Origin of the sequence: uncultured Sphaerochaeta sp., assembly GCF_963676625.2 — a bacterium.
Lineage (GTDB): Bacteria > Spirochaetota > Spirochaetia > Sphaerochaetales > Sphaerochaetaceae > Sphaerochaeta.
On record NZ_CAXXYB010000004.1, the window covers coordinates 1125031 to 1139229 of the forward strand.

9 protein-coding genes are annotated in these 14199 nt (G+C 41.4%); 6 read left to right on the forward strand and 3 right to left on the reverse strand.

The window, feature by feature from the left end; all coding sequences use genetic code 11:
- Position 1: 1 nt before the first annotated feature.
- Both ACHZBG_RS08205 and ACHZBG_RS08210 read right to left on the reverse strand, forming a co-directional pair.
- Positions 2-1426: a response regulator gene (locus tag ACHZBG_RS08205; protein ID WP_320128963.1), complete on the reverse strand. Its 1425-nt coding sequence runs from the start codon at positions 1424-1426 to the stop codon at positions 2-4.
- Positions 1419-3206 (reverse strand): sensor histidine kinase, encoded by a 1788-nt coding sequence (locus ACHZBG_RS08210; protein WP_320128964.1) that lies wholly within the window; start codon positions 3204-3206, stop codon positions 1419-1421. The genes ACHZBG_RS08205 and ACHZBG_RS08210 overlap by 8 nt, the downstream gene beginning before the upstream one ends.
- Positions 3207-3520: 314 nt before the next feature.
- On the opposite strand from ACHZBG_RS08210, the gene ACHZBG_RS08215 reads away from it, so the two are divergent.
- Positions 3521-4594, forward strand: a complete 1074-nt coding sequence (locus ACHZBG_RS08215; RefSeq protein WP_320128965.1) for an alpha/beta hydrolase — start codon at positions 3521-3523, stop codon at positions 4592-4594.
- A gap of 107 nt (positions 4595-4701) precedes the next feature.
- Here ACHZBG_RS08215 and ACHZBG_RS08220 read toward each other — a convergent pair whose 3' ends face one another.
- On the reverse strand, positions 4702-6948 hold the full coding sequence (locus ACHZBG_RS08220; RefSeq protein ID WP_320128966.1) for a helix-turn-helix transcriptional regulator: 2247 nt from the start codon (positions 6946-6948) through the stop codon (positions 4702-4704).
- Between the two features lie 201 nt (positions 6949-7149).
- Between ACHZBG_RS08220 and ACHZBG_RS08225 the strand changes: the two genes are divergently transcribed.
- From ACHZBG_RS08225 to ACHZBG_RS08245, 5 genes are all read left to right on the forward strand, one after another.
- The gene (locus ACHZBG_RS08225; protein ID WP_320128967.1) at positions 7150-8121 is read left to right on the forward strand and encodes an ABC transporter permease subunit; all 972 of its coding nucleotides are present in this window, start codon (positions 7150-7152) and stop codon (positions 8119-8121) included.
- An 82-nt stretch (positions 8122-8203) separates the two neighbouring features.
- Positions 8204-9088 (forward strand): carbohydrate ABC transporter permease, encoded by an 885-nt coding sequence (locus ACHZBG_RS08230; protein WP_320128968.1) that lies wholly within the window; start codon positions 8204-8206, stop codon positions 9086-9088.
- 71 nt (positions 9089-9159) lie between these two features.
- Positions 9160-10782 (forward strand): extracellular solute-binding protein, encoded by a 1623-nt coding sequence (locus ACHZBG_RS08235; RefSeq protein ID WP_320128969.1) that lies wholly within the window; start codon positions 9160-9162, stop codon positions 10780-10782.
- 159 nt (positions 10783-10941) lie between these two features.
- Positions 10942-12027: an alpha/beta hydrolase family protein gene (locus tag ACHZBG_RS08240; RefSeq protein ID WP_320128970.1), complete on the forward strand. Its 1086-nt coding sequence runs from the start codon at positions 10942-10944 to the stop codon at positions 12025-12027.
- Positions 12028-12320: 293 nt separating this feature from the next.
- Entirely contained in the window at positions 12321-14072 is a 1752-nt protein-coding gene (locus ACHZBG_RS08245) for a DUF2264 domain-containing protein (protein WP_320128971.1), read from the forward strand.
- Positions 14073-14199: the final 127 nt, after the last annotated feature.

Consider the following 14199-nt stretch of genomic DNA (forward strand, 5'->3'; position numbering starts at 1 on the left):
CTCAGTTGGACGGATCCTGGAAGTTCTTGGGCGAATACCCGTATTGTTTCTTGAAACATTTACTGAAGTACCCGGAATCCAAAAAACCTACGGACAGAGCTATCTGCTTGCAGGATAATTGGGTAGTCTGCAAAAGCGCTTTTGCTTGCTCGAGCCTGAGAGAAGTAAGATATTCGATGACCGTACTGCCGGTTTCTTCCTTGAACCGGGTACTCACGTAATTGGGATGGGCAAACACCTGCAACCCAATTGTCTCCAGATTCAGCTGTGGCTGAGGATAGTTGGCAAGCAAGAAGGATCGAACACGCTCAACCAGGGGCAAACTGGTATCCTCGGTCTCGGGAAACAAGGAAGAGGCTACATTCTGGAGATACTCGATGTATTGGGAAAGGCTCGTAAAACGTTCCAGGATCCACAAGGGAGAATAGGCTTTCCAGGGAAATCGTTGCGCATCAGGGGAAAACTCCCCAAACAACAAAGCCATATCAGCAGTATATGATTCCAAGGCAAGCGGATTATCAATTGCCCTCACTTCCTTTGCAAGTAACTCGCGCAATCGGAAATATTGTTGCTGCCGGATCAATTCCCTATTTTCTTCGGAAAAATCAGCAGATACCGATAGGGCCTCCCTGTAATTCTCCTGATAGTATACGTGCACTTCGGGCGTAAAGAATCGTTGTAGCAAGGTTCTTCGCAACAAAGGAAAATTGCTGCGTAGTTGTTCTACATCGGACAAGGGTTTTCCCAAGGCAAGATACCATTGATCCCTGGGAAAACGATTCATCAAATCCGTCGTACCAGCTTTCAAAAATACGAGATGAAGACCATTTGGCAAGAGGTAATGCAAGGGCGAGACAGGTTCCAGGGGTTCTGTCCCATAGGCTAGAAGAAGCCGATAGGTTTGTGGATGCTGCAAGATAGCGGAAAGCTGGGAAGAGAAGAGCTGCGAAAGATCCTCTCCTGAAAGAAACCGATAGAGTGCTGCGGATTCCTTGAGATTTGCATAAGCACTGGCCAGGTTCTGCTGTTTTCGTTCAAAGGCAATCTCCTTGCAGGCTCGTTCGGCGGCCTTGATCAACTGGGAAGGATCAATGGGTTTGAGCAGGTAGTCGGTAGCTTTGTTTTTCAGTGCAGTGAGGGCAAAATCAAACTCATTGTATCCAGTGATAAAAATAAATTTGGCTGTATTTCCCTCTTCCCTGGCTTGTTTGAGAAGTTCAATTCCCGAGACAAAGGGCATGGCGATATCCGTAATGACAATATCCGGTTGAAGCGAGATCAAAAGCTGGGAAGCTTCCCTTCCATCCTTTGCAAAGCCAACGATAGAATACCCTGCTCTCTGTAGGTGCAAGGCAATTCTTTGACGAATGATGGTTTCATCATCCACTATGAGAATCGAGATGTCAGTAGCAGGTTGTTCATTCATCAATAGTACACTCCCCGGGAAGTCTGATCGTAACACAGGTCCCGACATTTTGCTCGGAAACATAGGAAAGCCCATACCATTCCCCAAAGGCAAGTTTGAGCCGTTGGTCAGTGGCATATACCCCCACTTTCTTCCTTGTATTCCAAGAAGAATTACTGTCTTTTTCCAATATCATCCAAAGGGTCTGGTCATCCATACCCACCCCATTGTCCTTGATGGTCAATACAACATCACTTCCGTCAGGTTCTCCATCAATGGCAATGAACCAATCCCCTTCCTTTTTCTTCAATCCATGGGCTATGGCATTTTCCAATAACGGTTGGATAGTCAATTTCACGATAGGGGCATCCTTGATCGAATCCTTGACATCTATATGAAAATGAATGCGATTGTCATATCGCACATTCTGTATTCTCAAATATAGATTGGCAATTTCCAGTTCCCGTGCAACAGTGACCATTACTTCGCCCCCGGAAAGGACAGAACGATAAAAAGAAGCTGTATCCATAATCAGGGAAAGGGATTCCTCTTGTCTTCCAAGTTCGACCAGCCCACTGATATTTTCCAGGATGTTGTTGAGAAAATGAGGATTGATCTGCGCCTGCAACAAGGAAATCTCATATTGGCGAATCTGTTTCTGCTCGGCATTATTTTGCTCGATTGACATAGCTATCCTATCAATCATCTCATTGTAGACAGTTGCAAGACGGCCAACTTCATCAGTACCGATAACCGGTACATGTTGGAGGGAAACAGGATCCTTGAAGCCACTCATCGACTGTTCCATCACCCTTAGGGGTTTTGTAATGCTGTTGGAAAGATAATAGGAAACAATCAGGGTAATGAACAAGGACAATACTCCCAGTAACAACAAACGCATTATCAAGGGATGGGAAACCGAAACCAAGTCATTCAGGGAAACAATACTGACAAGCAACCACTTCGAAGCAGCATACGTCCTTGCTTCATAAAGAGATGTATTATGCATTATTTGTGGAGCCCCAATCGAGGCCAAGCAAAAGGCTACTTCCTCTTTGCTGAATTTCCCAAGAATTTTTTGGGGATCTCGGTTGGCCAGGATCGTTCCGTTCTTGTCAAGAATATACAGTTCCGCTGACTTTGACGTATCATTCTCCGTAAAGGACTCAGAAAAGAGATAGAGGGGAATATCGCTTTCCAAGAGACCCAGGGGAGCTCCTGAATATCCATTGTAAATTTTCATGAAAATAGGAACAGTATAAATTTCCTGAGTACCGGCATTTGGGGATACTTGTGTCCGGGGATCTCCCCAAACAACCAAATTACCGGGATTCAGGCTATTCTTGATCTCCTCGATCTTCTCGGCAGGCAACTCAGTCAATGCAGATGTATTGATGGTGGAATACACAGAGCCACTGTTGAAATCCAGGATGCTCATGGATTCAATGTCCGTCCGGGGTTTTACGAACGTACGCAGGATTCCTGAAATGGTATTGTTCTTGTTATAATAGTTTACCTCGTCTGCTTCCTGATCGGAAAAAAACAATTCTTCCTGGAGCGAAGAGTCCGCGATGGCCATCTTGGAAAACGTCTCAATGTCCTGGAAGGTCATATCAAGCTTCTCGGAAATATAATACAGATTCTTGCTGGAAGCCTTCTTTGCCTGGTCGATGATGACGCGTGAGGATAACCGCGATGAGATGAAAATAACCACCGACAGGGTAGACAGACTGATCAAGAACATGATTACCCAGATTTTTCGGGCAATGGAAGTATGGGCCAAGGTCTGTTTGATTGTCATGGGAAATATTGTATGCCTGATGTTCCGAATTTTACAATCATAAAGAAGAGTCATATGCAAATCATGCATAAAAATTCAATGCTTGGTCAGAAATGGATATATGGATTTCACATATTTGTCACCAACTGACTATAATTAAATCAGTTAGAAGTTTTTATCCTGATTTTGTTTGCCAATTCGCAGTTTCTCCCAGACAGGCACTATCTCTGCGCTAAGCAATTTTTCTAACCAGAATTGTACCTGGACATTCGAAATATCAGATTCTGAGGGGTAATTGCTTGCACGCCCTACAGTGTTATACTACGATACATAGTATGGATAATTATGATTTATCTCCAAAGATGAAACGACTGGTGGCACTTATCGAAAGAGTTTCTCCAAACGACCCTGACGAACTGACACCGAAACGCATCCAAGAGATTAACGATATTTCGATTCCCAACAATGCAATCATGAGAAGGCTTCTTGGCAAGAAAGCCTCAAATATCGATAGCAAGACTTTTATCATTCCAGTCACCGATGGAGTTGTCACCGGCTATTATTTTGAGCAGCGAGGAAAGAGGGACCTATCGGATCTTACTCCTCTCATCATTTTCTACCATGGAGGAGGTTGGGTATGGGGAAATATGGCCCTTTACAACTTCTTCTGTGCCCGACTGGCCGACATAACCCAAGCTGCGGTCCTTTCTGTCGATTACCGCTTGGCCCCGAAATATAAATTCCCCACGGCTGTCGAGGATTGCTACGATACCCTTATCTGGGCTGCCGCAGGTTGTCGTTACTGGAAAACTGACCCGGACAGGATATTTTTGGTGGGCGATAGTGCCGGAGGCAATCTTGCAGCAGTTGTAAGCAAGTTGGCCAGGGACCGCAAAGGCCCTCCCATTGCCGGACAGATTCTGCTATATCCGGTAACCGACGGAAGAATGAGAACTGATAGCTATACCAAATACAAGGATTCCCCGACACTCACGGACAAGGATATGGCCTTCTTTATCAATAATTACCAGAAGGAACCCAAGGATATCTTGAATCCAAATTTCTCTCCTCTTTTGGGAAAAGACCATTCCAGATTACCCCCGACCTTGATCATCGGGGCAGAATACGACCCACTCCATGATGACGGTATGCTCTATGCCGATGCCCTTGCCTCCGCCGATACCCCAGTAAAATATCTTGAAGCCAAAAAAACAGTGCACGGCTTCATCAATTATCCCAATGCCACAGGATCAGAAGAGACTGAGTGTGCAATAGTCCAGTTCATAGGAGGCAGGCCGGTAGAACAGGTAGCCCTCATAACTCGCAGTCAATGGGATAAAGCAAACAAGAAGGAACTCAGGAACATCAAGAAGCAGAGCAAGTATCATATTGAGGCTGAGATACAGTAATCATCATTGATTTTATTTTCAGGTTTATTTTATGAAACCCTTCAAGACTTTTTTCTTTTTCCTGCTGCCTCATCCGTATCCTTGTACGGATAGTATTCAACTCTGCACTAGGTGACATTTCGATAGGTAGCAGGTGTCAATCCAGTTTCCTTCTTGAATATGGAATAAAAATAGTTGGATGTGGTAAAACCAGTAGCTACAGCAATTTCATTAATGGTCAGGTCACTATTTTGGAGCAGTTCCTTCGCTTTCATTATTCGTACCTGCCGAATATAATCATTGATATACAATCCATTGATAGATTTAAAAATACGTGCAAAATAACTGGATGAATAACGATATCTATCTGCCAACACATCAACATTCAAATTCAAATCCGTGTAATGAGCCATTACATAGGCTTCACTTTCCTTAACGTTCTGATAATGCTTGTTGCCCTTCATTTTCTCAACTTCATAAACACGTTTCTGGTAACCTTTGAACAGATTAAACATAACAGAACGGCCTTCTTCCAAAGTACCGGGTAGGGAAATCCAACCTTCAAGATAGTCATTTTCTACATGACTTCCTGTATTTTGCATGGAAGAGAGAACATCAAGATAAAGCCTTGCAAAAAGCAGAGAGGCTGTCTTATATGTATATTGACGCAGAGTTTCGATAAAAGCATCCAGTTTTTCTTCAAAATCCGGTTGGTTATTCCTAATAATGGATTGTACGATTTCCGTAATGATTTTATCGGGATATGTAATCGGATTCTCAAACAATTCCATTACGCGTTTTGGATAAATAATCTGATTGTCTCCCATGACAAAACGATTATTCTGCAGTTCTTTTACACGCTGGTAAATCTTATTGCAATCTTTTGCAGAAGCGAATATTCCGTCGAGACCAATAGTAAGGGAAATCGGATATTCCCCGAGAATTTCTTCCTTGATCTTTTCCAATGCCTTTACAAGTATATCAAACGTGACAACATTTGAAGTATCCTGTGCATTGATCAAACCTACCACCTCATTTACCCTTAGCGAAATATTTTCAAGATAAAATGCAGGTGTCAAGGAATCATTCATCAGTTGCTGGATCCTAGCACGTACAAGCGGGAAAAACAGACTGTTATCCAAACTTTTATCAATGACAACAGAAAACAGGAACATGCCTTCAAAGGGGATATGATATTCACCCTTTTCCAGTTTTTCCAGTGTTTCGGAGTTTTCCCCTGAATTCAAGATAAGATCCCTCAACAGTTCGTTTTTTTGCTTGCAAGCCAAAATTGCTTTTTCCTGTTCCAGATGATTGATTTCATCCATTGCCATCGTATAAAAATGGTGAATCATTTCGAATTCATTGGTGGTGGTCACTGCCTCATTGGTATTGAACTTTGAATTACCCAATTCGGTCGTGATGGTTTTGATCGGTTGGTAAAGTTTTCTGGAAATGAAAAATTGCAGAAGAAGACTGAGAAACATTATTGATATAGAAATTGACAAGAAAATATTGCGCCTCTGTGTCATGGAGGAAAGCAACCTGTCATACGTCGTTAAACTTAGATATTTTCTCCCACTTGCAGTCTCTTTGGCAAAAGAACAGATATATTTGGTATGATTGAAAGTAAAAATATGGCTGCCTGTATCCTGGTTTTCCCCATCAATCCAAGCCAATGATGCATTGAGATAGGATTGATCATCAGAAATCTTTTCATCTTGGATATGCAACAAAATATTGTTGTTACGGTCGGCAATAACCTGTTCACAACTATAGGGACCTAAAATATGTTCAGAAATATAAGCCTGGTCCATAACGATAAAGACACCATTGGGAGCATCGTTATAGGTCATCGCATAGAAAGGATAGGCGAAGACCAATGCTTTCTTTCCATCATCAATACCCGTAAGTTCAGTAGTATAGACAAGAGGGCCTTTACCGTCGAGAAGTTTCTGCTTCCCCTCTTCAAGATTCAATGTATCCTTCCCACAGAATATAGTATCTTCCGTCAAGATATTGCTCAATCCGATGGCATACACATAGGGATTGATCATCATGATTTTTTTCAGGTCCAAATAGGTCCTGTAGTGCGTAGTTGGATTGAATTGTGTCAATGAAATAAATCTATTGGCTTCAGAATCGATATTGATCGTTGTATATATTTGATGTGCTTCATTTTCCAGATCGCGAAATGCCAGCATATCTTTTTTCAATTCATTGATACTATCATCGTAGTAATTTCTTTGGACAACTCCTGAATATTCCTTGTAAAAATATAAGGTCAATATAACTGATGTAAAAGCAATCAGAAAAGTATATAAGAAGATCATTTTCTTGAAATATGTTTTACTGGCCTTCTTCTTTTTTTTCATATTTTCAGTATATGACCATATAGCAATAATCTTCTATTTTTTACATAAACAGAACCCAAATTTCATTGTTTTTGCAGGAAAAGTATAGTTTTTATAGCCAATATCCCTACTGTATTTGACAATATTCAAAGTAATTCCACTGTCTTCAAAGTTTACGACCCCAAAAGGGCGACCTATAGTAAAACCGTAGGCGGATATAGTATGAAAAACAAAAACATCAAGATCGGAACCATCAATCAGCATTTTACGGGCTTCAAGGGATTCCTTTATGAAATGCATAAGAACTCAACTCTTTATAGTATGTTTATTCCTGCAGCAATAGTTTTGTTCTTGTTCAATTATCTTCCGATGTTCGGACTGTTGACAGCTTTCAAGGATTTCAATTTTAGGGAAGGTATCCTGGGCAGCCCTTTCATAAAACCCATCTATGGTAATTTCAAATATCTATTTTCTACAGGCTCCGCTCTAAGGGCAACAAGAAATACAGTGGGGCTGAATCTCCTTTTTATTTTATTTGAACTGGTTATAGAAGTAGGATGTGCCTTGCTGTTTGCGGAACTGCATAATAAGAAATTCAAGAATGTTGCTCAGTTTTCGATATTCTTGCCCTATTTCATCTCATGGATCGTTGTAGGGCTTTTTTCGTATAATCTATTTAATTATGAGCATGGGAGCTTGAATAATTTACTCTCGGTATTTGGCTTGGATCCAGTCAATTGGTACAGCAATGCATCAATGTGGATCGTAATCCTGGTTATCTTCAGGATCTGGAAAATGGCCGGTTATGGAATGGTCATGTATATTGCAGCATTGGGATCCATTGATTCCACCTTCTATGAGGTGGCAGAAATCAATGGGGCAACGAGATGGCAGAGAATCCGATATGTCAGTATACCGTTGATAGCACCGACAATCATCACCTTGCTCTTGTTAAATTGCGGAAAGATCATGAATGCAGATTTCGGAATGTTCTATGCAATGATCGGGGACAATGCCCAGTTATACAGAACAACGGATGTTCTGGATACATTCATATACAGAAGCCTTCGTTTGAATGGTGATGTCGGAATGGCTTCTGCCGCAGGATTCTATCAGTCAATATTGTCAACTTCAATTTTGTTGTTAATGAATAAACTGGCCCGAAAGTATAATCCAGAAGGTGCTTTGTTCTGATTCAAGGGAATTTGAGGGAATACCATTGCTTCAACCAGAAAATCGCATCCACAAATAAGTAAGAGTGCAAAAATGAGGGAATATGAAAAAAAATAAACTTCCTTGGGAGAATCTTCCAATTGTAATCATCCTATCGCTGTTTGGCCTCCTATGCATTTTGCCCTTTTGGCTAGTTCTTGCAGGATCCTTGACATCGGAAAGTGAAATTGCCTCAATGGGATATGGACTATGGCCGAAACATATTGATATCTCTGCCTATACGATCCTGTTCAATGATTTCGGAAGAATTGCCTCAGGTTACAAGATTACCATTACCGTTACGGTCATAGGTACCTTACTCAGTCTACTTGTTACTTCAATGGCAGCATATCCTATTTCTCAAGATAGAGTTAAATATCATAGCATATTGAATTTCATAGTCCTCTTCACCATGTTGTTTTCTGGTGGAATGGTTCCCTGGTTTATCGTTTGCCGTCGTTTCCTGCATCTGACAGATAGCATCTGGGCGTTGATCCTACCCTATCTGGCAAATGCCTGGTACATCTTTCTTGTCAGGAATTATTACAGAAGCATTCCCATTGCGATGGTTGAAGCAGCTAAAATCGATGGGGCCTCGGAATACAGGATTTTTTTCCAGATCATCACTCCATTGTCAAAACCCGTTCTTGCTACGATTACACTTTTTATTAGCTTGAATTACTGGAATGATTGGTGGCTGGGCATCATGTTGATTGACGATCCAGATAAACAACCCTTGCAATTGTTGCTCAGGACAATTACTTCCAACCTACAATTCTTGAGTTCCTCCTCCAATGTAAACGTCGTCAGTGAGGTGATGAAGAATATGCCAAGTGAAGCAATTAAAATGGCAACATGCATTGTCACGATAGGTCCTATCCTAATAGTTTATCTCTTTGTACAAAAATATTTTGTAAAAGGGATTATGGTAGGGGCAGTCAAAGGATGAAGAAAATTCCCTGATATGTTGCAGGATGTACTATATTTGCCCTGAAATTCGAAAACGCAATAGGAGGTTTTATGAGTTTGGATTCAAAAACCAACCACTTCGATGACAGGGTAGGAAATATAATAGAAAAGGAGAAAATGGTAATGAAAAAAAGAGTGGGTAAGAAAATGATTACTATCATTGCTGCAATGGTTATGGCGGCAATGGTCCTTACAAGTTGCGGTTCCTCGGGTTCAACCACCTCGGAGGCGACAACCTCTACTGGTACGGCTACCTCGTCGGCCACAAATCTGAAACCTGTCACATTGACTTTTTGGTCTTGCGGCGATAAACGCTCTGCGCAAGACCAGGTATTGGCGGCTTTCTGCAAAGAATATAAATCAGAATTGAATATCGATAAGATTAAATTCAATTATGTTTCTTTTGGTGACTATGAAGATAAGATGACATCCCTTGTAGCCGGTGGGGATGACTTTGAGGGATGCTTTGTAGCAGACTGGATGCTTTATAATAAAATGGCAAACAAAGGTGCATTTTTGAACCTCAACGATTTGCTGGCACAATATGCCCCCACACTTTACAAAACATACAAAGATGCCGGTGTAGCAAATATATGCAGCATCGATGGACAGATGGTCACCCTTCCCTGGTTGCAAAAAAAATCATCCAAACCAATTTTGCTTTTCCGTAAAGATTTAGCTGACAAATATGGTGTCGATTATTCCAACTTGCAGACCATCGAGGATATTGATGCATTTTTGGAAGAAGCCCATGCAAAGATACCAAATATCACTACTTTTGAATCTGGATTTCCAAGAGGTAATACCTACAGCGATGTACTGGCAATCCTGAATTCCAAATACAATATGGATACCATGAATTACCATATGCTCACAAATAATTTTGACACTAAACTAATTCCGATCGAACAAACGGAGATGTTCAAAAAAGCAGTTACCTGGATGCAGAAATGGTATAACGACGGATTTGTCAGCAAAAGTGAATTGTCTGAAACAGACACCCAGGAATTTGCCAATGGCAAGACTTTCTGCAGGGTTGGGTTATATGAGAATGCGGTACAGGGGATAACCTTTAATGTGAGCGGGGCAGAACTCGGATGGGCTGAACCTTATCCTGATGGCAAGTTCAGATATGACTCTCCCTTGAACAATGCTTTTGCAATCAACAAGAATGCCGCAAATCCTGAACGGGCCTTGATGTTGCTGGAACTTCTGGATACGAATGAAAAGGCATATGATATGTTCATGTATGGAATAGAAGGCAAAACCTATGTAACGGAAGCTGATGGATCCATTGGTTATCCCGAGGGTCAGGATTCTTCGAATTCAACCTATCTTGACTGGTTCAAGTGGCCATTCATACGAACACAGTTTGAAAAACCATCAGGATCCAATACACAAAAAGCAATTGACATGAACAATACCTGGCTGGCAAAAGATAATTTCATAGTGGCTCCCCTTATAGGTTTCGGGCCGGATACCAGTCCAATCAAAACGGAGCTGGCACAACGTGATCAATTATACGATGAACAAGGTAAACTGCTTTTGGCAGGAATCATTGAAGGCGGAAATGTCGATGTTGCAGTCCAAAATTATATCAAAGCGCAAAAAGCAACAGGTCTGGACGATATCCTGAGCTATCTTCAAACGCAAGCAGACTCCTATGCAAAATAGAAGGCTATTCCAGGCAGTGTTGCTTTAGAATAGCGCATAGATAATCTACCGAATAAAAAAGGTATCAATACAGACTGCAGTACAGCAAGACTACTGTGGTCTGTATTACCTTACCCAGTAGCTATCATGTATGAAAAACTATAGGGGGAGAGAAGCATTATGCAAGAATATTCATATCTCAGTTTTTTCCAACATGTTTATCAAAGGAAAAAGAAAAAACTCAACTTTGAGGCGAAAACTGTGCAAGAATTTTATCAATGGCAAGCAGAGAGCAGGAAAACCGTACAAAGTTTGCTCGGATGGGATTTGTTGGAAATGGTGGATCAGGAACAGAAAACTCCGCTATCGCCAGTGGAACTGTCAGTAACCCAAAAGGACAGCTACACTATTCGGAAAATGGAAATCACAACACTACCGTATGTAAAAATGCCATTTTATCTGATGATACCGAATGATATCAAAAAAGGAGAGCAACGCAAGACCATTATCTGCCTACCGGCTCACGGTTCGAATAAAGAAGTTGTTGCTGGTATACAAAATAATGAACAGGTCCATAAGAAGATCCAGGAATCACCACGGGAACAATATGGAAAAGAGTTCTGTGAACGTGGGTATATCACCGTTTGTCCGGATCCTTCCGGTTTTGGGGAAAGGCAGGAACTTGTCGCCAGTGAAGACATCGCTTTCAAAGAGAATAATCAATGGAATGCCTTGGCCTCATCCTGCGGTAAGTTGTCAGAGACAGCAGAGGCAATGGGCCTGAGCCTTGCAGGTCTTATTGCATGGGATAATAAAAAACTGCTGGATTTTCTTGCCACCTTGCCCTATGTGGATATGAATCATATCGGTTGTGCAGGTTTTTCCGGTGGAGGATTGCATACCCTGTGGTTGGCATCATTGGATGACAGAATTCAGCTTGCAGTCATCAGCGGTTATATTCATGGATATTATGACAGCATTCTGGACACCCATCTATGTGCCTGCAATTTTGTCCCCAAGCTATGGGAATATGCTGATATCAGTGATATCGCCTCATTGATCGCACCACGTCCGATGTTTGTAGAGAATGGAATTGAAGATCCCTTGAATGGCCACCGTGGGGTTGCAGATCCCAAAGAACAGGTAGAAAAAATCAAAAGAGCATATGCACTCTTCAGATCAGAGGACAAGATGGAACAGTATACCCCAGAAGGACTGCATGCATGGCATGCCGGTTGTTTTGATTTTGTTGAAAAGAATCTGTAGGCTTTTGGGGATTCATGCATTTTTACTGAAAGCTGAAAAAAGAAATTAAGTGGGAAAAATACCAATTGGCATTTCCTTTCGAACAAGACAGGCAAGAAACGTTGGCTTCCCGGTTTAACTGTAAAAATCTGTTATGAGGATTTACTCTTCAATCATCAATTTGCTCATTTCAATTTGTTTAAGGATAGCGAACCAACACAACGCCCAGATATTTTTTGCATTGATTCATCGAAGAAAACAAGGGAAAGAATGAAAGAAAATGATTGATTGCAAAACCGAAAAGGTAGCGAATAATGGAATTTGATTGGCGAACACCAAAGAACAGGGATGATTACCGCACAATGATGCTTACGATACTGAATCCCCTAAAGCCTTATTATAGTGAGAAGAAAGCAAATCTGGACATTGGTGCGACATCTGCACATTATGCGAACAGAACAATACCGATGGAAGCTTTTATCCGACCATTGTGGGGTCTTACTCCCTATTGGGCAGGTAGCCAGGAATCAAGAAAAAAATCTGAAGATCCCACGAATTTCCAAAATATATATATCAAGGGAATTATTTCAGGAACCAATCCAGAATGTGCAGAATATTGGGGAAAATGTCAGGATTTTGATCAAAAATTCGTAGAGATGGCAGCAATAGCCTACAATATGCTGATGGCTCCAGAGGCACTCTGGGAGCATATGTCCAGACAAGAACAGCAAAACCTTTGTGAGTGGCTACAAGAAATCAATAGGCATGACTGCCCTATCGGGAACTGGTATTTCTTCAGGGTACTGGTCAATGTGGCATTAAAGCATGTGAACGCGGATTATGATGAGAAAAAACTGCAAGAAGCCCTGGAGGTAATCGAAACTCTCCATTTAGGAGGAGGTTGGTATCGTGATGGGAAAGGGAATGCCCATAAGGATTATTACATCGCCTTTGCCTTTCAATTTTATTCGGTAATTTATTCCATGTATATGCAAAAAGAAGATCCTCGAAGGTGTCTGGTCTTTCAGAAAAGAGCAATGGAATTCGGACGTGATTTCATATACTGGTTCGATGCAGATGGCAGTGCCATACCCTATGGAAGATCACAGACCTATCGGTTTGCACAGTGTGCCTTTTTTTCCATTTGCATCGTGGCAGGAATAGAGGTATTCCCTCTTTCAGTCATGAAAGGAATCGTAACCAGACATGTAACAAATTGGCTTTCACAACCTATTTTTGACCATGCCGGAATTCTTACCATCGGTTACGGATATCCGAATCTGAATATGTCCGAGCACTATAATGCCCCAGGATCTCCCTACTGGTGCATGAAGGCCTTTGCTTTTTTGGCTCTACCGCCAGATCATCCATTTTGGAATGAATCTTGTGCAGAACTTCCTGATATGGAGGGAATCACCTTTCATCCGAATGCGGATATCTTGATTCAGAGAAGCGAGGGACATGCCATTCTGTTTACACCAGGAGGTATGTTGCGGGGAAAGCATTGCCATCAACAACCTCATATGGAAGAAAAATATGATAAATTCTGTTACTCAAGTGTATTTGGATTTAGCTGTGGACGTTCTCAGATGACAGTTGAGGAATGTGCACCGGACAGTGTACTTTCTTTTGAAATCCTTGGTCAGATTTTCATGAAAAAAGAGAGCTCTTCTTTTCATATCAATCAAGGAATATTGACAATCCACTGGTCTCCTATAACAGGAATACGTATAAAGACCACAATAAAGCTGACTTTAAGCGGGCATATACGCGAGCATGAAATTGACAGTAAGTATGATTGCATTGCATATGATAGTGGTTTTTCCGTCTCGGTAGATGACAGGCAGGACGGAATTGAAACCATGCAACGAGGAAAGAAGGCAGAAGCAAGAAATCAAAAAACCTTCTGTTTGGCAGTGTGCAGGGAAGGCAAGGGAAAAGGTAATCTCATTTATGCCAATCCCAATACCAATCTGATCTACAGCAAAACGGTGATACCCTCGATTCGGTACAGGATCCAGAAGGGAAAGAATTATCTGGTTACCAAAATAGTTTATATCTCATAATTTTTTATGGGTGAGAAACATGAATAAAAACAAGATTCCCTATATCACTGTAAATAGTTCATAAAGGATACTGAAGGAAGGTATCGCCAAGTTGAGTGCAAATTATCATTCAAAAGAGACGCTTACC

Coding starts and splice junctions, on each gene's coding strand:
- ACHZBG_RS08215 (WP_320128965.1), top strand. CDS start 3,521: ATGGATAATTATGATTTATCTCCAAAGATGAAACGACTGGTGGCACTT.
- ACHZBG_RS08220 (WP_320128966.1), bottom strand. CDS start 6,948: ATGAAAAAAAAGAAGAAGGCCAGTAAAACATATTTCAAGAAAATGATC.
- ACHZBG_RS08225 (WP_320128967.1), top strand. CDS start 7,150: ATGAAAAACAAAAACATCAAGATCGGAACCATCAATCAGCATTTTACG.
- ACHZBG_RS08230 (WP_320128968.1), top strand. CDS start 8,204: ATGAAAAAAAATAAACTTCCTTGGGAGAATCTTCCAATTGTAATCATC.
- ACHZBG_RS08205 (WP_320128963.1), bottom strand. CDS start 1,426: ATGAATGAACAACCTGCTACTGACATCTCGATTCTCATAGTGGATGAT.
- ACHZBG_RS08210 (WP_320128964.1), bottom strand. CDS start 3,206: ATGACAATCAAACAGACCTTGGCCCATACTTCCATTGCCCGAAAAATC.
- ACHZBG_RS08245 (WP_320128971.1), top strand. CDS start 12,321: ATGGAATTTGATTGGCGAACACCAAAGAACAGGGATGATTACCGCACA.
- ACHZBG_RS08240 (WP_320128970.1), top strand. CDS start 10,942: ATGCAAGAATATTCATATCTCAGTTTTTTCCAACATGTTTATCAAAGG.
- ACHZBG_RS08235 (WP_320128969.1), top strand. CDS start 9,160: ATGAGTTTGGATTCAAAAACCAACCACTTCGATGACAGGGTAGGAAAT.